The sequence below is a fragment of the Streptomyces sp. NPDC050617 genome (assembly GCF_040654795.1).
Taxonomy (GTDB): Bacteria; Actinomycetota; Actinomycetes; order Streptomycetales; family Streptomycetaceae; genus Streptomyces.
Genome location: NZ_JBFAIS010000003.1, coordinates 19331 through 39576 on the forward strand (window position 1 = coordinate 19331; position 20246 = coordinate 39576).

General features: G+C 73.5%; 12 protein-coding genes and 1 tRNA gene. 12 read left to right on the top strand and 1 reads right to left on the bottom strand.

Annotated elements, in window-relative coordinates; translation table 11 throughout:
• The first annotated feature begins 92 nt into the window (after positions 1-92).
• The 12 genes from AB0I49_RS05160 to AB0I49_RS05215 all read left to right on the top strand — a co-directional run bounded on the left by AB0I49_RS05160 (position 93) and on the right by AB0I49_RS05215 (position 19537).
• Positions 93-2108, top strand: a complete 2016-nt coding sequence (locus tag AB0I49_RS05160) for a hypothetical protein (RefSeq protein WP_363225465.1) — start codon at positions 93-95, stop codon at positions 2106-2108.
• Positions 2101-3852 carry a TOMM precursor leader peptide-binding protein gene (locus AB0I49_RS05165; RefSeq protein ID WP_363225466.1) on the top strand — a complete coding sequence of 584 codons (1752 nt, stop codon included), beginning with the start codon at positions 2101-2103 and terminating at the stop codon, positions 3850-3852. Before AB0I49_RS05160 ends, AB0I49_RS05165 begins: the two co-directional genes overlap by 8 nt.
• Positions 3849-5423: a SagB family peptide dehydrogenase gene (locus AB0I49_RS05170; protein WP_363225467.1), complete on the top strand. Its 1575-nt coding sequence runs from the start codon at positions 3849-3851 to the stop codon at positions 5421-5423. Before AB0I49_RS05165 ends, AB0I49_RS05170 begins: the two co-directional genes overlap by 4 nt.
• A complete protein-coding gene (locus tag AB0I49_RS05175) occupies positions 5423-8308 on the top strand; it encodes a lantibiotic dehydratase (protein WP_363225468.1) in 2886 nt (961 codons plus the stop codon). The genes AB0I49_RS05170 and AB0I49_RS05175 overlap by 1 nt, the downstream gene beginning before the upstream one ends.
• Positions 8301-9290, top strand: coding sequence for a lantibiotic dehydratase C-terminal domain-containing protein (locus tag AB0I49_RS05180; protein ID WP_363225469.1), 990 nt, complete (start codon positions 8301-8303; stop codon positions 9288-9290). Before AB0I49_RS05175 ends, AB0I49_RS05180 begins: the two co-directional genes overlap by 8 nt.
• 3 nt (positions 9291-9293) lie before the next feature.
• The gene (locus AB0I49_RS05185) at positions 9294-10829 is read left to right on the top strand and encodes a nitroreductase family protein (protein ID WP_363225470.1); all 1536 of its coding nucleotides are present in this window, start codon (positions 9294-9296) and stop codon (positions 10827-10829) included.
• Between the two features lie 28 nt (positions 10830-10857).
• On the top strand, positions 10858-12801 hold the full coding sequence (locus tag AB0I49_RS05190; protein ID WP_363225471.1) for a TOMM precursor leader peptide-binding protein: 1944 nt from the start codon (positions 10858-10860) through the stop codon (positions 12799-12801).
• Positions 12798-15311, top strand: a complete 2514-nt coding sequence (locus AB0I49_RS05195; RefSeq protein ID WP_363225472.1) for a lantibiotic dehydratase — start codon at positions 12798-12800, stop codon at positions 15309-15311. The genes AB0I49_RS05190 and AB0I49_RS05195 overlap by 4 nt, the downstream gene beginning before the upstream one ends.
• On the top strand, positions 15308-16414 hold the full coding sequence (locus tag AB0I49_RS05200; RefSeq protein ID WP_363225473.1) for a thiopeptide maturation pyridine synthase: 1107 nt from the start codon (positions 15308-15310) through the stop codon (positions 16412-16414). The genes AB0I49_RS05195 and AB0I49_RS05200 overlap by 4 nt, the downstream gene beginning before the upstream one ends.
• Before the next feature lie 322 nt (positions 16415-16736).
• On the top strand, positions 16737-17171 hold the full coding sequence (locus AB0I49_RS05205) for a helix-turn-helix domain-containing protein (RefSeq protein ID WP_363225474.1): 435 nt from the start codon (positions 16737-16739) through the stop codon (positions 17169-17171).
• Positions 17149-17231: transfer RNA gene (locus AB0I49_RS05210), tRNA-OTHER, on the top strand. The genes AB0I49_RS05205 and AB0I49_RS05210 overlap by 23 nt, the downstream gene beginning before the upstream one ends.
• Positions 17232-17404: 173 nt before the next feature.
• Positions 17405-19537: a restriction endonuclease gene (locus tag AB0I49_RS05215; RefSeq protein ID WP_363225475.1), complete on the top strand. Its 2133-nt coding sequence runs from the start codon at positions 17405-17407 to the stop codon at positions 19535-19537.
• Between the two features lie 31 nt (positions 19538-19568).
• Here the strand turns inward: AB0I49_RS05215 and AB0I49_RS05220 are convergent, their stop codons facing one another.
• Positions 19569-20171 carry a GNAT family N-acetyltransferase gene (locus AB0I49_RS05220; protein WP_363225476.1) on the bottom strand — a complete coding sequence of 201 codons (603 nt, stop codon included), beginning with the start codon at positions 20169-20171 and terminating at the stop codon, positions 19569-19571.
• Positions 20172-20246: the final 75 nt, after the last annotated feature.

A 20246-nucleotide genomic window follows, 5' to 3' on the forward strand; every position in this document is an offset into this window, starting at 1 on the left:
TGCTCTAGCCGGTGCGCGTTGTGAACGGGGACCGGGTGGCTCTCGGTCCTCCTCCTGACCAGACATCGAGAATGCGTGAAGAAGCGGTGTTCATGGAAGCCAATGTCGAGCGAATACGGCCGCGACTGCGTGGCGACGTATACGTCATGCGCGTGCCGGAAGGCGCTTACATCCGCAGCAATCTGGGCGGGTCGATACTCAAAGGAGCGTCGACCTACGAGTGGATCCAGCGGATCGCGCCGATGCTGGACGGCACCAGGACGCTCGGCGAACTCTGCGCTTCCGTACCGGAGTCCAGCCGCTCCGGGCTGGCCAAGCTGACGATGCTGCTGCTCGGCAAGGGGTACGTGAAGAACGTACTGGACGACCGTCCGCACACGCTGCCCGCCGACGTGGCCAAGACCTACGCCGCCAATATCGCTTTCATCGAGTACTTCGTCGAGTCGCCGGAACTCCGCTTCGAGGAATACCGCGCCGGCCGCCTCGTACTGGCCGGGTCCGGCCCGCTGCTCCAGGCGCTCGCCAATTCGCAATTGCGCTCCGGGGTGCGCGCCCTGACGCTCGCGCCGTTCGGCGAGTCGCCGTTCGACCGTGAGCGCGTCGCCGAGCACCTCGCCGCGGCGCGCGCGCAGGACCCCGCGCAGCGGATCGACTACATCGACTACATCGACTACGCGGTCACCGACGGCACGGACCTCGACCGGGTCGCGGCCGGCGCCGCCATGGTGCTGCACGTGGCCGACCGGCCCATGATCGAGCGGGCCCGGCTGCTGCCCCGCGCCGCCGCCGCGGCGGGCGCCGCCTCCGCGCAGGCGGTCGTGGCCGGCGACGACGCCTGGATCGGCCCCGTGACCGGCGAGGACGGCGACGCCACCGCCTGGGAATCCGCCTGGCGGCGGCTGCGCGCGCTCGCGCCGGACATCGCCGGAGGAGACCTGGGCGACCACCCGGAGGCCGCGGTGAGCGAGTTCCTGCGCGGCCCCACGGTCGCGCTGGTCGCCAACCAGCTGTGCTTCGCCGCGTTCCGGCACCTCACCGGCATCGACCGGGGCGCGGGAGCCGACGCCGACGCCGAAGCCGGTCACCTGGTCCGCTTCGACCTGGAGTCGCTGGAGACCGCCAAACACCCCTTCCTGCCGCACCCGCTCGCGCAGTCCCCCGTTCCCGACGACCCGGCGCGGCTGTCCGCGCTGTCCACGGCGGAGCCCGTCGACGACGAGGAGCTGGCCCGGCGCGCGGTGGACTGCGTGGACCCGCGGACCGGCGTGTTCGCCGAGATCACCGAGCGCGACTACGAGCAACTGCCGCTGTTCGTCAGCGAGGTCGTGGTCTCCGACCCGGCCGGCCTGGCCGACGGCCCGTTCCCCGTGCACGGCTGCGGCGAGAACGTCGTCGAGTCGCGGCAGCGCGCCGTCCGCCGTGCGTTCGAGCGGTACGCGGCCGTCATGCACGATCCCCGCAAGGGCGACCGGCTGTACGGCCTGGACGTGCTGACCGGCGAGCCGGTCGCCGTCGACGCCGCGGAGGTCTTCCCCGCGCGGACGGCGGCGTCCGGGAGCGACTGGCCCGAAGCCGTGCGCGCCGCGGTGGTCGCGGCAGCGGATGACAGCGTTGTCGCGGCGCTTTCGGTCGCGACCGCGGCCACGACCGGGCCGCTGCCCCGGCTGGACCTCGCCGCCGCGGAGCTGACGCCGCGCGCCGCTCGCTACGTGAAGCTGCTGGAGATCGTCGGCCAGTCCGTCGAGGTCCACGACCTGACCGCGCTGCTCGGGCTGCCCGCCTTCGCCTTCTCCACCCCGGACGCCACCGTCGCCTACGTCTGCGACCTGGACGTCGACGCCGCGCTGGAGAAGGGGCTGGAGCGCGCGCTCCTCGCCTACCAGTCGCGCGCCGCCGACCAGCCCGGCTACGCGCCGGCGCCCGTACCGGACCTCCCCGCCGGTCTACGCGGGGAGACCGGCGCGCGGCCGGAGTCCGTGACGCTCGAAGCGGCCGTGGCGAGCCTGACGCGCGAGGGCGGCCGCGTGGTCGCGGTACCGCTCGACCACGACCCGCACGTCGCCCGGATGTGTCCGTTCGTGGCGCGAGCCGTGGTCGTCCATGGCTGATCAGCCCGAAGCTCCGCACGAACCGCGCCACACGCCCCAAGTCCTCGAAGAACCGCACCAGTTGATCGTCGGACCATGGGCGCCGGGCTGCCCGGAATGCCTGCGCACCCGGCGCACCGCGGCGGCGTCGGCCTCGGCCGAACGCACCGCGGAACTGGCCGCCGAGGCGCGCGGCGGCGCCCTGCCGAGTTTCCTGGCGGACACGGTGGCCGCGCTGGCGGCGACCGGAGGCTCGTACGGGCCGGGCACCGGACACCCCGGACCCGTACCCGAAACCGGAATCGCACCCGAAACCGCCCCCCAGCGTTTCTGGATCGTGGACGCCGCCACCCTGGCCATGTCCCCGCACAGCTTCCTGCCCGACCCCCGCTGCCCGAGCTGTTCCGCACCGCCCCTCGACACCGAGCGGGGCGCGCGGATCACGCGTACGGCGCGGCCGAAGCTGTCGCCCGGGTCGAGCCGGGTGCGGCGGCTGGACGGAGACGCGCTCGACGCGGCCTACGTGGACGCGCGGAGCGGGCTGATCCCCTCCGTCACGTCGTACACGCGGCACGCGTTCCCGTTCACGGAGGCCGTCATGGCGGTGCCCGGGGTCTCCGTGGAGGCTGCCGGGTACGGGCGTACGCGGGACTTCGCGTCCGCGCGGGCCATCGCGGTGGCGGAGTCGCTGGAGCGGCTGGCGGCGTACGCGACGAGCAAGCGGACGAGCGTCAGGGCCGGGTACGCGGAGGTGGCCGACGACGCGGTCGATCCGCGGTCGCTCGGGCTGTATCCCCCCGAGCGGTACCGCACCCCCGGCTTCCCCTACCGGGAGTTCACCGAGGACGCGGTGGCCGACTGGGTGTGGGGCTGGTCGTTCGGCCGGGGCCGGCCCGTGCTGGTGCCGGAGGACTTCGTCTACTACCGGCTGCGCAAGCCCGGCGGGGAGCCCGCGTTCGCGTGCGAGATCTCCAGCGGCTGCGCGCTCGGCGGCTGCTACGAGGAGGCGGTGCTGCACGGCATCCTCGAAGTGGCGGAGCGCGACGCGTTCCTGATGGCCTGGTACGGGCGGACGCCGCTGCCCGAGATCGACCCGGCCGCCGTGCCCGACCGCCGTATCCCGCTCGTGGCCGAGCGCATCGCGCGGCTGGGCTACCGGGTGCGGATCTTCGACAGCACGCGGGAGCACGGCATCCCGTCCTTCTGGACGTTCGCCGAGGACGCCGCCGGAACGGGGCTTCGGCCCAGGGCCGTGTCCACCGGCGGCAGCGGGCTGAACCCTCCCGAGGCGATCCTGGCCGCGCTGCACGAACTCAGCCAGACCGTCGAGTACGTGGGCCTCCTCGCGCTCGACCCGGACTGGCACGACCGCGCCCAGCACCTGGCCGGCCACCCGGACGAGGTCCGCTCCATGGCCGACCACCTGCTCTGCGCCGCCGGCCCGGCGGCGTCCGACCGGTACTCCTTCCTGCTCGACGCCCCGCCGGAATCGACCTGGCAGCAAGGGCTCGACCGCTGGCACTGGCCGGACAACACGGACATCGGCGCGGATCTCGACGAGGCCGTACGGCGGTTCGCCGCGGCCGGCATGGACGTCATAGCCGTCGACACCACCTCTACGGAACAGGCCGCAGGAGGCTTCACATGCGTCAAGGTGATAGCGCCGGGGTCGGTGCCGATGACCTTCGGACACACGGCCCGGCGGGTGACGGGACTGCCCCGGCTGCCGGTGGTGCGCAACCCGCACCCGCACCCGTTCCCATGACCGGGCCCGACGGGCACGGAGGCGGGGGCGCCGGCCGGGAGTTCTGGCGCGTCACCCTGGAGGACCTCGCCGAGGCGATGGAGGCGCGGCAGTCGGAGTACGGCAACCCGGACGAGCCGCTGAAGTTCAAGCTCTACCGCGGCTTGCCCCGCCGCCCGCTCACGACCAGGCTGCCCGCGGAACTGACGCGGGCCGGGGCGTTCGACGAGCGGGCGCTCTCGACGCTGCTGCGCTACGGATACGGCATCTCCCGGCAGGAGTTCGACACCAACGGCACCTGGCCCTACCACCGGATGGTCGCGTCCGCACGCTGCCTCTTCGGCATCCAGCTGTACGTGTGCCTGGCCGACGGCGTCTACCACTACGACGCGCCGCACCACGCGCTCGTACGGCTGCGGGACGGCGACCACCGCCGGCTGCTGACCAGGGCGACCGGCACGGACGGCACGGCGCCGGAGGCCGTGTTCGTGCTCTCCGCGCTGTTCAACAAGGTCGCGTACATCTACCGCGAGTACGCCTACCGGCTGTGCACCCAGGAGGCCGGGCTGCTCGCCGGGAACCTCGACCTGGTCGCCCGGTCCATGGGGCTGCGGACCCACGTGCACCACCAGTTCCTCGACGAGCCGGTGCACAAGCTGCTCGGGCTCGACGGCGACGAGGAGCCGGCCACGCTGGTCCTGCCGCTGCACGGCGCCGCCGCGGACGTACGGCGCGAGCCGGTCGAGGAGACCGCGGCGGCGCTGGCCGCCGCCGTCGAACCGATCGATCCGCCCGTGGTGCGCGACGGGCTGGAGGTCGCGCGGGCCTGCCCGACGATGACGGAGGTCAACCGCGCGTCCCGGCGCACGGACACCGCCGCCTTCACCACGGCCGTACCGCTCACGCCCGCCGGGTCCGGGGCCGCGCCGCTGCCCCTGCCCGAGGCCGAGGTCCCGGAGGCGAACCTCGCGGCCGTGCTGCGGGCCCGCGACTCCGGCCCCGGCATCTTCCGGCCCCTCGCCTCACGGGTCGACGGCGTCGAGCTGTGGACGCGGCTCGCCCGCATCCGTACCGGGATCACCAGCGACGTCGTCCCGGCCGGGGCGCACGCCCCCCTGGAGGTCTATCTGACGGTCGGCGACCTCGTCGGGATCCCGCCGGGCGCCTACCGGCTCGACCCGGACACCGGCGCGCTCCACCCGGTGGCCCGGAAGGACGCGGGAGCCCGTACGGGAGAAGGCGCCGACGCCATCACCGCCATCGAGCGCGTCACCATCCCCGGCCCCGTCTTCCGGGACATGAACGCCGTCGTCCACCTCGTCGGCGACCGCGACTGGGCGTTCGACGCCTTCGGCGACCGCGGCTACCGCGTGCTGAACCAGGAGGCGGGGCTCCTCGCGCACCGCGTGTGCGTCGCGGCGGCGGCGCTGGGCCTGTCCGGCCGGATCGTCAACGCGTACCACGCCGACGGGGTACGGGCCGCCCTCGGCCTCACCGAGCAGCGCCACACCCCCGTCTTCCAGATCCTGCTGGCCCGGACCGGGCCCGGCGGACGGGTGATCGTTCCTGTCGAACCCGAGGCGGTGAACTGATGGACAGCCTGAAAGAAGCCCGCTCCGACACAGCCCGTTCCGACACAGCCCGCTCCGACACAGCCCGCTCCGACACCGCGCGCTACCGGCTCGGGCCCGCCGCCGTGGTGCGCCTCGCCGGGAGCCCGGTCGCCGCGCTGGACGGCCTGCGCTGCGCGCGGAGCTGGGAGACGGCACGGAAACTGGTGCGGCTGCGCGCCGAGATCGACGGCGCGAAGGGCGAGCTGTCGGACCTGCTGCACGCGGCGATCGGCGCCGCGGGCGACGGGGAGCGCAAGGCGCGGCTCGTCGCGGTGCGCAGGGCCGTGCACCGCGGCCGCCGCGTCGACCCCGCGCGCCTGGCCGACCTGCCCGACGGCCTCGTGCCCCCGGTGCGGGAATGGCTGGCGCGGCTCTCCGAACGCGACGGCCTGCTCGCCGCCTTGGAGGAGCGGCTCAAGGAGGACCAGGCCGCGAGCTACGAGTCGCTGCGCGCCGCGGCGGCCCTGCCCGCGTTCCAACTGGGCCTCGTGCACGCCAACCCGGACATGTTCCTGGCCCTGCGCAAGTGGTCCGACACCGGGCGCGCGCCGCAGCGCCAGAGCGTGCTGCGGCTCGCGCAGTACCTCGCCCGCTCCGCGGCGAAGACCAGCCCGTACTCCACGTTCACCAGCAGCGGCCTGGCCGCCTGGAGCCGGTCCGACGACGTCGTGGAGGCGCCGGCGCGGCCGGGGTTCGCCGCGGCGACCGCCACCGAGATCAGCATCGGTTCGCTGCACCGGATCGCGCGCGCCGTCTACGAACGCCCGGAGATCGTCGGCGCCTGCCGCATCCGGATCAACCCCAGCGCCACGGTCGCCGACGACGTGCTGGTGTTCCTGGGCCGCCGGCCGGTCGAGCACGTGCACAGCCTCGCCCTCACCCCGACCCTGCGCCGGGTGCTGGAACTGGTCACGCACGGCGGCACGCTTGGCGAACTGCGGGACAGGCTGCTGGCGCAGGCGGCCGACGGGCGGCGGGTGGACGCGTTCCTGCGCCGCCTGGTGACGCTGGGCGTGCTGGAGCTCGTACCGCCGCTCGCCGACCAGGCCCCGGACCCGGTGGCCGATCTGCGCGCCTGGCTGCGCCGGCTCGGGCAGCCCGGCCTGGCGCGACTGGACCGGACCCTGCACGGGGTGCACGAGGCGCTGGCGAGCTATCCGACGATCGCCGCGCCCGGCGACCGGGTCGCCGTGCGGGACGCCGTGATCCGCGGTCTGGACGCCGCGCTGCGCGAGGTCGGCGACCACGCGCACCTGGACAGCCCGAAGCTGACGCAGGAGTTCGGCCGGTACAGCTTCTACGAGAACGCGGTGCACCCCGGCACGGCGGCCGTCCTGGACCGCGCGCGCTGGCAGCCGCTGCTGGACGACCTCGACGCGGTACGGACGCTGCTCGGCCTGATCGGGCCCGATCTGCCGTTCAAGCTCGCGCTCGGCTCGCTGTTCCGCGACCGGTACGCGGCCGGGGCGGAGGTACCGCTGGTGGTGTTCTACCGGGACGTGCTGGCCGAGCAGTCCGCGGCGGCGGCGTCGGGCCCGGCCGCGGACGGGTCGCCTCCGGCGCTCAGCCGGTTCGCCGCCGCGGGCAGCCCGGTCGAGTCCGTACGGGAGCTGCACCGGCTGCGCGCGGCGGGCAAGCGGCTGCTGGGCGGGCGGGCCCCCGACGCCGACGGCGTGGTGCGCGTCGGCCCCGAGGAGGTACGGGCGCTGGCGGCGGACTGGCCGGCCTGGGTCCGTACGCCGACGTCCGTGGCCGTCTACTGCCAGCTCGCCGACGCCGCGCGAGGTGGCGACGAGCCAGGCGGCGACAAGCGAGGTGAGGACGAGCGGGGCGACGAGCCAGGTGAGGACGAGCGCGGTGACGCTGCACGCGCTGGTGACGCGCGCGGTTGCGACGAGCACGGTGGCGACGAGCACGGTCACGCTGCACGCATCAGCGCCGAGTGCGGCGGCGGCCCGGAGCTGGTGGTCAACAACATCAGCTGCGGCTTCGGCCGCGGCCGCAACCGGGTCCGGCAGATCCTCGACGGGCTCGATCTGCACGTCGGCGCGCCGGACGAACCGGGGCTGGCCGCGGGCCGCGACGACGTGCTGTTCGCCGAGTTCGAGGCCGTGGCCCGGTCCGCGGTCAACGTCCGCAAGCCCGGCGTCCGGCTGGCCGTCGACTACCCCGGCGTGCGCAGCGTGCGCGAGAGCGACGACCTGCTGCCGGTCAACGACCTGTACGTGCGGTGCGGCGAGGACGGCCTCCCGGCCCTGGTGTCGCGGCGGCTCGGCAAGCAGATCTGCCCGGTGCACCCGGGCCTCGGCGACCGGCTGCTGCCGCCCGCCGCGCGGTTCATGGTCGAGGCGTTCGGCGAGTCCAACACCTGGTTCGGTGCGCACACCGAGCTCAGGATGGACTCGGACCCGCGCGCGGACAGCGGCGTCCGCCAGCTGCCCCGGCTGATGGTCGGCAAGGTCGTGCTGCGCCGCGCGATGTGGCTGACCCGCGCGGACCGGCTGCCCCGGCGCGCGGACGCCGCGACCGACGCGGCCTGGCTGCTGAAGATCGCCGGCTGGCTGGCCGAACACCGCATCCCCGAACGGTGCTTCGTCACCGTCCTCGACCCGGCGACGCTGGGCCGGGGCGAGAGCGGTCCGGGTGACAGCGGCCAGAACGGCCGGGGGCCGAACAACGGCGTCAAGCCCAACTACGTGGATTTCGCGAGCATGCTGCTGCTGCTCGGACTGGAACGTCGGCTCACCGAGCCGAACGCGATTGTGCAGATCAGCGAGATGGTGCCGGATCCCGGCCAGGTCCGCGGCGAGCGCGTCGCCGAGTACATCGTGGAACTCAACGAGCCTGGAGTCAGATATGTCTGAGCGCCGCTGGGTCAGCGCCCACCTCTTCTACCACGGCGATCAGGACGCCCTGACCGTCGGAGCCGTCAAGCCCGCCGTCGAGCGGCTGCGCTCGGCCGGGCAAACCGGCGGCTTCTTCTTCCTCCGCTACTGGGAGGGCGGCCCGCACATCCGGCTGCGCGTGCTCACCGAGCCCGAGCACGCCGAGGAGGTCCGTACGGCCGTCGAGGAGACGGCGGCCGAGTTCTTCCGCGCGTCGCCGTCCCGGTCCTCGATGACCGGACGGGACTACGCCGAGTCCGCTCCCGCGCTCGCCGCCGTGGAGCGCATGACGGACTACGACACCATGCTGCACCCGGACAACTCCGTCGAGTTCATCGACTACGTGCCGGAGACCGCGGTGTTCGGCACGGGCCGGGCGCTGGAGGCGGTCGAGAAGCAGCTCATGGCGGCCAGCGCGGTGGCCCTCGAACTGATCGTCCGCGGCCGGACGCCGGGGCAGCGCGCCATGGACGCGTACGCCATGCTGTGCGGCAACCGCACGCTGTTCACCGGCATCCTGCCCGAACTCGCCTACCAGACGCGGTTCATGGTGGAGAGCGGCAGCACGGCGGCGAAACTGCTGGGGGATGCGGAGTTCGAACGGCACTTCGAGGCCAACAAGGCGCAGTTGCGCGCCGGTCTGGAGTCGGTGTGGGCGTCGACGCGGGGCGTGGCGCTGCCGGAGGCGTCCGTGGCGAGCCGCTGGCTCACGACCGTACGGGACCTCAACGACACCCTCGTCGAACTGGAGCTGCTGGGCCGCCTCGACGCCCGACTCGACTCCTATCCCGTCTTCGACGCCCCGGCCGATGTGCTGGAGCACATCAACCACCTGGTGCCGCAGCTGATCGTGGAGCGGTGCGCGCACCTGATGTGCAACCGGCTCGGGATCGGCCTGGCCCAGGAGACCCACCTGCGGCTGCTGCTGACCAGGACCGCGTTCGACCTGTGCGCAGTGTGACCCGTGAACGATGAGGCGACGCGCTACCAGGACGAAGTCCACACCCCGACCGAGGTGGCCAACCCGGAGGCGTACCCGCCCCGGCTGGTCAAGAGCTACCCCGGCGCGCCCCGGCACCCGCTCCCCTGGCCCCCGGAGAAGTCCGGGCACCGGCTCGGCCGGCTCCTCGCCGACCTCGGCGGCATCACCCGGTCGCAGTGGCTGACCCCGCTGGACATGCTGCCGTTCACCGACAGTTTCGAGGCCATCCCCGACGACGATCCGCTCCAGTGGCTGGTGACCCGGCGGCCGACGCCGTCCGGGGGCGCCCGGTACAGCGCCGAGTGGTACGTGATCGCCGGGCCCGACTCCGAAGTGCCCACCGGCGTCCACTACTACGATCCGGCCCGGCACGACCTGGTGCGGCTGCGCGCCGGCGACTACCGGAGCTGGGTCGCGTCCCGGCCGGCCGCGACGGTCCTCGTGCAGACCAGTGTCTTCTGGCGGCTGGCCGCCAAGTACGGCGAGATGTACTACCGCCTCGCCTGCCTGGAGTCCGGCATCCAGGTGGCGCAGGCGCTGGCGGTCGCCGACGGCCAGCACGCCACGGCCCGCATGTGCTTCCCCGACGCCGACGTCACCGAGCTGCTGGGGCTCGACCCGCGCGAGGAGGGGGTGCACGCGCTCGTCGAGCTGCTGCCGCCGGTCCCCGCCGCCTTCGGCGGCCCGTCGCTGGCCGCCTTCCCGCGCGCGGCCGGCGCGCACGCGGCCGTCCTCGCGCAGAGCCGTCCGGAGGCGGAGCCGCTGCGGCCTGTGGAGGTAGCCCTACCGGAGGCCGCGTCGGACGCGGAGTCGGATACGGAACCGGATACGGAATCGGACTCGGGGCCGGAGTCGGAAGCCGCGTCGCCACCTGTGGAAACGGAAGCAGAAGCGGTAGAAGCGGAACCCGTACGGATTCGGCTGCCGCACGCCGTGCCGGACCTGCGGGCCGGTACCCGGACGCGGCACGCGGCCATGCGCGGCTTCAGCGGCGACCCGATGTCGGCGAGCGCGCTGGCCGCGATCCTCACCGCCTACGGTCAGCGGGAGCGCTGGGACCTGCCGGCGAACCTGGTCGAGTTCTACTGCGTGATCGCCGACGTGACGGGCGTACCGTCCGGCGCCTACCGCTACCTTCCCGACGAACACCGGCTGGAGCTGGTGAGCGAGGGAGACCCCCGGCAGCGGCTGCGCGAGGCGGCGCTGGCCGCGCTGACCCAGCAGGGCGCGCGCACGGGGAACCTGTGGCTGCTGCCGGTGGGCGACGCGGCGGCGGCCGAGGAGCGGTTCGGCGCCCGCTGGTACCGCGTGCAGCAGGCCGCCGCCGGCGCCGCGCTGCACCGCGCCTGCCTCGCCGCCGCGGCGGTGGACGTGGCGAGCCGGATCCAGAACGACGTGCTCACGCACCTGCTGGACGGCTGGTTCGGCCTGGAGGGGCGCAAGCGGAGCCTGCTCATGGCCCAGTTGGGCACGGAGCACCCGGCTGGGCCGCGCCCCGAGTTCCGGCTGACCTGGTGAGGGCGGGCCTGGTGAAGGAGAACCACGCGTGAGCGAGACGGTACTGGGCGACAGCCTGACGGTATGGGGCGACGGACTGCTCGCCGGCGCCATCGCCCTGCGCCCGCCGTCGGTGCTGGTGGTGGCGCGCGACGGCTGGGACACCGGCGGCTGGGACACCGCGCACGACCGCGGCGGGCCCTGGCTGCCGGTGTGGACCGAACTCGACCGGGTCGTGATCGGCCCCCTCGTCCGCCCCGGCGAGCCCGGCTGCGCCCGGTGCGTACAGACCTGGCGGGCCGGCGCGCCCCAACGCGACCAGCGGACGGCGGAGTTGCGGAAGGACGACCGGATCGCGTCCCGGCCCTCCGACTGGCTGTCGGGGTTCGCCGCCGACGCCGTGCGCGAACTGCTGCGCTCGGGCGCCGCCAGGGACTGCTGCTGGTACCTCGGTCTGCGGGACCTGTCCCTGACGCGGCACGCGTTCCTCCCGGACCCGCTGTGCCAGGTCTGCGGCGCGCTGCCCGAGGACACGGCCGTACGGGCCTCGATCACGCCGCGGTCGCGGCCCAAGCCGCGGGCGGGCGCGTCCCGTGTCCGCGAGCTGTCCGAGTCGCGGTTGACCGACCTGTACGTGGACGCCGAGACCGGCGTGGTCGCCCCGCCGAGCGGTCTGCGCGACGCCCTGTTCCCGCTGGCCGAGGCGGTCCTGACCGAGTACGGCTACCGGGGCGAGGCGGGGTTCGGGCGCGCCCGCGACTTCGCCTCCTGCCGGACCACCGCCGTCGCGGAGGCGCTGGAACGGCTCGGCGGCCAGTGGCCCTGGGGCAAGCGGACCACCGTACGGGGCAGCTACGCCGAACTCGCCGGGGACGCCCTCGATCCGCGGTCGCTCGGGCTGTTCCCCCCGGCCCGCTATCAGGAGCCGGACTGCGCCTACCGGCCGTTCACCGAGGACGCGGTGGCCGACTGGGTGTGGGGGTACTCCTTCCGCGAGGCCCGGCCCGTGCTCGTACCGGAGAACTACGCGTACTACCGGACGGCGCTGCGGCCCGGCGCGGTCCGGCCGGACAAGCCGTTCACCTTCGAGATCTCCAACGGCTGCGCGCTCGGCGGCTGCCTGGAGGAGGCGGTCCTGCACGGCATCCTGGAGGTCGTCGAGCGCGACGCGTTCCTGATGACGTGGTACGCGCGGCTGCCCGTGCCCGAGGTGGACCTCGCCCGCGCGCCCGACCCGCGCATCAGGCTCGTCGTGGAGCGCCTGGAGCGCACCGGGTACCGGGTGCGGGTCTTCGACATGACCCTGGCCGAAGGCATCCCCGCGTTCTGGGTGCTGGCCGAGGACACCGTCGGCGGCGAGTCGCGGCCGAGGGTCGTCTGCACCAGCGGCTCGGCGCTGGACCCGGTCGCCGCCGTGCTCACCTCGCTCGGGGAACTGGCGCCCATCGTCGAACAGGAGCTGGTCAGATACCGCGCCGAGGCGGACCGGGCGCGGCGGATGGCCGCCGATTCCGACCTGGTGCGCGTGATGCCCGATCACGCGCTGTGCGGCGCGACGCCGGAGGCGTACGAACGCTTCTCGTTCCTGCTCGACGGCGACCGCGTGACGGGCTGGGACCGGGTCGGGCGCGGGGGCGGGGGCGGCGTCGAGGGCGGGGCCGGGAACGGGAATGGGGTCGGTAAGGACCAGTTCCGCCACGGGCCCTGGCCGGTCCACACCGACCTGCGGGACGACCTCGCCGAGGCCGTCGGGCGGATGCTCGCGGGCGGCATGGACGTGGTGGTCGTCGACCAGACGTCGCCGCTGCACGAGGCCGCCGATCTGCACTGCGTGAAGGTGATCGCGCCCGGCGCGCTGCCGATGACCTTCGGCCACCGCAACCGGCGGATCACCGGACTGCCCCGGCTGCGGGAGGTCCCCCACCGCCTCGGGTACGCGCCGCGCCCGCTGACAGACGCCGACATCAACCCCTACCCCCACCCCTTCCCGTGACCGACCACGTTCCTTCGACCGACCACGCTCCCTCGACCGACCACGTTCCCTCGATCGATTACGCCGCCACGTTCGGGGTGCGCGTCGCGGGGCTGCCCGCGACCGTGCTCGACCAGCTCACCGACCGGCGGCTGCGGCACGCGCTGCTGGCCACGGTACGTACGGCGGCCGAGCTGACGGACCGCGCGGCGCGGCTGTCCGACCGCTGCCACGACGTGATCGGGGCGCTGTCCGATCCGGCCGCCAAGCCGAAGCTGGTCGCGCTGCGACGGGCCGTGCACCAATGGCGCGACCCGGCGCGGCTGCTGTCGGAGCCCCTGGTCGCCGCCGCGCTGGACGCTGAACTCGCCACCGCCATTGCGGAGTTCGCGACGGACGTGTCCCGGTACCGCTCCGACCGGGACGAGCTGCCGACCGTACTGGCCGAGGCGGAGCGCTCCGTCACGGCCGGTCTGCGCGAGACCGGCGCCGATCCCCGCTTCGGCCAGGGCCTCGCGCACGCCAGCCCCACCCTGTACGAGGCGCTGCGGCGCGGTCCGGGCCGGAAGGAGCTGACCCGGCTGGCCGTCTACGCCGCACGTGCGGCCGTCAAGACCAGCCCGTTCAGCACGTTCACCGCCAGCGGCCTCGGCCGGTACGTGCCGGAGGGGCCGGCGCTGCGCTGGACCGCGACCGGGCGGGCCCGGTCGGTCGTGGAGCTCGACCTGTCGGCCCTCGCGCCGCCGGCCGCCGCGCTGACGGAGGTGCGGGTGCGGATCAATCCGAGCGCGCGCGTCGTGGCCGACGCCGTGCGGTTCATCGGCCCGGCGCCGGCCGAGGAACTGCTCAGCCTGCCGCTGACCCCGGCGCTGCGGCACTGCCTGCGCGCGGCCGCCGCTCCCGACCGGCCGCCGACGCTCGCCGAGCTGACGGCGAGCCTCCCCGCGCCGCCGGAGAAGGCGGCCGGCTATCTGCGTTCGCTCGCGGCGGCCGGACTGCTCCTGATACGGCCCGACTTCGACGAGCACGGAGTCGATCCGCTGGGTCGGCTGGCGGACCGGGCCCCCGCCCTCGCCCCTCTCCACGCCGCCCTGCGCGCGTACGGGAGCGCGAGCGGCGCGGACCGGGTCGCGCTCGGACCGGTGCTGCGAGAACAGCTCCAGGACCTCGGCGTCACCGGCAGGCTCCGGGACGTCGTGACCGAGCAGTCCGTCATCCCCGGCGTCGTGGTCGAAGCGGGGCTGCCGGAGTGGCGGGAGATCCTGGACGATCTGGCCGCCGCCTGCCGGGTGCTCGCGGTCTTCGACCACACGCTGCCCTTCAAGCTGGCGGTCGCCGCGTTTCTGCGGGAGCGGTTCGGGACGGGGGCTCCGGTGCCGTTCGACCGGTTCTACGCGGAGCTGGTCCGAGACGGGCACGAGGTCATGCGGCTGCATCCGGCCGCCGTCGCCTTCGACATGACCGGGCTCACGGGCACGCTGTCGGCCAGCCCGATTCCGGAGGTGCGCCGCCTGGTCGGCCTGATCGCCGACGTCCGGGGCGCGCTGCCGGACCGGGGTCGGCTGGCGCGGGTGCTCGACGCGCTGCCGGCCTGGGTGCGCCCGGTGGGATCGGTAGCGGTATACGCCCAATACGCATCAGGTGACGGAGAGTTGGTGGTCAATTCGGTGAACTCGGGTTTCGGCAGAGGCCGTTCCCAGGTACGCAGGCTGCTGCGCTACGTATCAGACGACGAGCCGCTCCCGGTCGAGGCGAAGCACCCGGGCGAGCCGACGTACGCGGAGTTCGAGCAGACCCTGGCCACCTCGCTCAACCAGCGCGAACTCACCCTGCCGGACCGGCTCGACTACCCGCCGCCCGCCCGGCTGACGGTCGGCGTGGGCGACGACGGGCTGCCGGTCCTGTTCGACGGCGGGTCGGCGGTCCGGCCCGTACATGGCGGGCTCTCGTACGAGCGGCAGTTCCCGCCGGTCATGGCCCTGCTGGTCGAGGCGTTCGGCGAGAGCCCCATCCTGCTGCGGCCCGATCAGCCGCTCCAGCACGACGCGAGCGCCGGGCGCGGACAGGGCCGCGTCCTGCACGCGCCCCGGCTCACCATCGGCCGCGTGGTGCTCCGCCGGGCCGCCTGGGTCGCCCAGCCGGGAACCCTGCCGCGCCGCGCGCCCGGCCAGTCCGACGCGGACTTCCTGATCACGGTCACGGCCTGGCTGACCGGGCACGGCATCCCGCCCCGCTTCTTCGTGTCCGTGCTGCGGATGGACGCCGTCGCGGCGGGTTCGGCGGCGAACGACCGCGCCCGCAAGCCGCTGTACGTGGACGTCGGCTCGCCTCCGCTGATGCTGGCCTTCGAGCGCCTGGCCAGGGACCCGGGCAGCGCGGCGGTGTTCTACGAGGTCGCGCCGGAGCCGGAGGCGGCGATGGCCGACCACGAGGGCGTACCGAGGGTGACCGAGTACGTCATAGAGCTGAACTGCCGCGACCGCCAAGACCGCCGAGACCACCGAGACCGCCGAGAAGGAAGTGGGACATGACGGAGTCCTCGTGGCGCAGCGTGAACGTCTTCCACCACGACAGCGACCGGACCGATCTGCTGCTGGACGCGGTGCGCCCGTTCATCGCGGCGGTGGCCCCGTCCGTGGACCGGGTCTACTACCAGCCGCACTGGCGGCGCGGTCCGCACGTGCGCATCCCGATCCGGGCGAGCGCCGAGACCTTCGACGCCGTCGTCGCCCCGGCGGTCGCCGACACGCTCCAGGAGTACGTACGGACGCATCCGTCCACCGTGGCCCTGGACGAGCAGGCAGCGCGTGACCAGCACATCCGTCTGGCCCAACAGGAGCGGGAGGACGGCCCGTTGTTCCCGTGGGCGGCCAACAACACGATCGAGACCGGGCCCTACGACCAGCGCCTGGGGGTGCTGGGCGGGCAGGGCGCGGCGGATCTGCTGGCCGACTACTACGTCGACACCAATGAGATCGTCTTCGGCATCCTCGACCGGGTGCGCGGCGGCGGCTCGAAGATGGCGCTGGCGGTGGATCTGTTCATCGCGGCGGCGCACCGCTTCCTCCCGCCGGTGACCTACGGCTATCTGTCCTTCCGGGGTCACGCCGACGCCTATCTGGCGAAGATGCCCGACGCGTTGCGCGAGCGGTTCGACCGGGTCTACGACGCCAACGCGGAGCACTTCCGGCGGCGGGTCAGGGAGATCACGGCGGCGGCCGACTACCACGAGACGCTGCCGTACCCGGCTCTCCTGGACGTCCTGCTCGCCTACCGGAACCGTGCCAACAAGCTCATTGAGGCGGGCGAGTTGGCGCTGAACAGGGACGAGAACGGTGCTCCGGAGGCGTGGGGTTCGACGTGGAGCGCCTGGTCCGAGCGCAGCGCGTTCCACCGGACGCTGGGCGGTCACCGGGGGGCGGCCGATCAGTTGGGCGGCTGGAACACCTTCCAGCAGTACCGGGTGGTGCTCAACTGGCTGTACCTCAACATGTACCGGCTGGGCATCGGCGAGCGGGAGCGCAACCTGATCTGCCATGTCGTCTCCCGCGCCGTCGAGGACGTGCACGGGGTGACCGCGCTGGACCGCATCCAGGATCTGATCGGCTTCGTCGACAATGGTGGCCGCCTGTAGCGAGCACCCCTACGCCAAGACCTCCGCCCGGCCCCCTGCCCCCACATGCCCCACATGCCCCACCCACCCCACACCAAGACCACGCAAAATCGCTTACATGAATGCCCCTCGCGGCATCCTCCGCATCGTGCGTCGCGCGCGTCCGCCGTACGGTCGAAGGCCGGGCGGCGACGGTGCGGGCGGCCGCGGTCCGGCGGGTCAGGAGTTTCGGAGCGGCGGCTCCGAGAAAGATCATGCGTATGTCCCGGCGGGGCAACTCGCCATGAACACACCAACAAAGCCAGGCGCGTTCAGCATCGTCAAGCTCGCGAAGGGTACGGACATGACCACTCTGGAGACCAGCAAAACCCTCGACCTCGTCCACCGCTCCGATGGCCCCAGCCGCCCGATCCTCGACCAGATCGCCGACAAGTGGTCGATGACAGTACTGGCGGTCCTCGACGAACCCAGACGCTTCAACGAGATAAAGCGCCACCTCGAAGGCGTCACCCAACGCGTCCTCACCCAGACCCTCCGCCGCCTGGAACGCAACGGCATGATCAGGCGCCGCGTCCTGCCGACCTCCCCCGTCGGCGTCGAGTACTCCCTCACCCCGCTCGGCGCGTCCATCTGGGAGGTCTACGGCCAGGTCTACGCCTGGGTCGGCGCGAACGCCGACGAGATCCTGGCCCACCAGGCCGAATACGACCGCCGCCACAGCTGTACCAACGCAAACCCGAGACCGGACTCCGACTCCCCCGTGTCGCTGGCTTCCTAGGGCGGGGATTCGGTTCCGCCCCCGGAGCGGAGGTCGCAGGTTCGAATCCTGCCGGGGGCGCAGAGAAGAGGGCCGGCCGCGAGGAGGGTTGCCTCCCGGGCCGGTCCTCAGCCGTTCCAGGGGCCGCGTCATACTCGTGCAAGCCGTGCAACTGCCGCGTCACCGCAGGTTGTGGCAGCGGGGACGGCGGGCGGAAACTAGGGGTCTTAGGTCTAGGGGAGGGCCTGTAGAGGATGAGTCGACGGTCCAGCGGGTTGGTCGGGATATGGGCTGAGGCGCAGCGTGTGCAGCAGCAGCGGGTGGAGGCGCAGGCCCGGTTCGAGCGGGAGCAGGAGCGGCGGGAGCGAGCCCGGCAGCGGGAGGCGGCGCGCGGGTACCGCGAGCAGCGGGTGGCCTACCGGCAGCAGCGGGAGGCCGAGGCGTGGCGGCGGACCGGGGAACTGGAGGCGCGGGTCGCCGCGTTGCAGGGGCTGTTGGCCGCCGGATGCCGGGCTCCGGCGTTCAGCGCCCGGCTGCTGACCCGCCCCGAGCACGTCGAGCCCTTCTCCCCCGGCGCGCTCGCCCAGCCCGTACCGATGCCGGACCCCGCCCATTATCCGTCGTCCGGCGGATGGACCGCCGCCCGGCGGGCCCAGGCCGAGGCGGAGGCGCGGGCCCGGTACGAGCACGACCTGCGGGCCGCGCAGGACGCCGAGGCCCTGCGGCAGCGGCAGTTGGCCGCCTACCGGACGCAGTACGAGACGCGTGCCCGCGCCCAGTCGGAGGAGGTGCGCCGGCACAACGCCGACATAGCCGAGATGATCGCCGCCCTCCGCGACGGCGATTCCGAGGCCGCGGTGGAGTATTTCTCCGCCGCTCTGTACGCCTCGACGGGGTGGCCCGAGGAATTACCGCGTCAGGTGACCGCCGCCTACGACTCGAACGCCCGGCAATTGGTGCTCAATTGGGAGCTGCCCGCATTCGACGTCGTCCCGGCCGTGAAGTCGGTTCGCTACATGATCAATGCCGATCAGGACAAGGAAGTGGCCCGGTCGGCGACCCAGCGGCGCGCGCTGTATCGGGATGTGCTCGCGCAGTGCATGCTGCTGGTGCTGCGCGACCTTTTCGCGGCGGACGAGGCGGAGGGGTTCGGCGCGCTGGAATCGGTCGCGCTGAACGGCTTCGTGGACGACCACGACCCCGCTACGGGCCGGCAGGCGCGGATATTCCTCGCGACGGTCATGGTGTCGCGCTCCACCTTCGCCGCGCTGCGGCTGGAGCAGGTGCAGGCCGTCGACTGCCTGGTGGACGGGCTCCGGGGGCAGCTGTCGGCGCGCCCCGACCAGGCGGCGGGGGTACGGCCCGGCCGGGTGCCCGAGGGCGTCGGCGACGGCGTCGTCACCCACGGCGGCGGCGAGGAACCCGACCTGTATGAAATGGACCCCGTCGCCTTCGAGTCCCTGGTCGCGGATCTCTTCCGGGCCATGGGGATGCAGGCGGTGACGACGCAGCGCTCCAACGACGGCGGCGTGGACGTCGACGCGCTGGACCCGGCCCCTATTCGCGGCGGGAAGATCGTCGTCCAGGTCAAGCGCTACCGCAATACGGTGCCCCCGACCGCCGTCCGCGATCTCTACGGCACCGTCCAGGACGCCGGTGCCAACAAGGGCGTGCTGGTGACGACTTCCGGTTTCGGGCCCGGCTCGCACACCTTCGCCAATGGAAAGCCGCTGGAATTGGTGTCGGGCGCCGAATTGGTCGACCTGCTGCACCGCCACGGGCTGCGCGGGCGGCTGGGCGGGGGCGATCCGCGCTCGGTGCCCGCCCAGCGGTCGGCGCCCGCGCCCGAGGCGGAGGACGGGCCCGATGAGGGCCGGCCGGACGGGAACGGGGCCGCCGAGGACGAGCACAACATCCTGGGCATGTACTGGTCGGGCGGCGTCGCCCTGGACGTATGCGCCCTCGTGTGCCGCGGTGACCGCGTCCTGGACGACGACCATTTCGTCTTCTTCAACAACCCCCGCACCCCCGATGGTTCGGTCCGCGCGCTGACGCCCGTAGCGCCGGACAAGGCCGCCGTCCGCGTCGCCTTCGACGGCCTGCCCGCGCGGGCCGACCGCCTCGTCATCGTCGCCGCGGTCGATCCCGTGGCCAACCCCGCCGCCGACCTGTCCGGCTTCACCGCGGCCGGCATCCGGCTGCTGGACTCCGCCGGGGCCCCGCTGGATCAGCTGGAAGTCTCCGACGGCCGGCCCGGCGAGACCGCCCTCGTCCTGGGCTCCTTCCGCCGCCGCGCCGGCGGCGACTGGGACTTCGTCATCGGCGGCAAGGGGTACAAGGGCGGCCTGGAGGAGCTGGTCCAGGAGTACGGCATCGAGGTGGCGTAGGACGTGCCGCGGCCGGGCCGCGGCCCCGCCCCTACCCCCGTGCCTCCCGCCGCATGCACCACGTGCGCGGGCCCCCGTCGGGCAGCGGCACTTCTGCCGTGACCGTGAAGCCGAGCCGTTCGTAGAACCGCACGTTCCGTTCGCTCGCGGTCTCCAGGAAGGCGGGGTGACCGGCCTCCTCGGCGGCCCGGAGGCCGGGGCGGAGCACCGCGCTGCCCAGGCCGCGGCCCTGCGCGTCGGGGTCCACGCCCACCGTGGCGAGGAACCACACGGGCTCGGTGGGGCGGTGCGGGGCGAGCGCGGCCTCGGCCGCCTCATAGGCCGCCGCGCGGTCGCCCGCCAGCTCGGCGATCCGCGGGCCGATCTCCGCGAAGCCCGGGCTCGGGTCCTGCTCCGGCGTGGTCCACGCCGCCACGGCGCGGCACTCGTCGGCCACCCAGACGCGGCCGTACGCCAGGCCGATGCGGGACAGGAACAGCTCGTCGATGCGCCCCACCCGGCTCTCGTGGTCGTCGGCCGCGACCACGTGGCGGGTATAGACGTAGTCGGCGAACGCGCGGGTCAGCGTCCGTACGGCGGCGGGCACGTCCTCGCCCGTCGCGGGGCGTACGCGCACATCCTCGGTGAGGGACATAGGGGCGGGCCTTCCACTCGACTCGGTCCGGCTTCTCGGCGAACGCGTCGGCCCGGTCGGTTTCCCGGCCCGTCC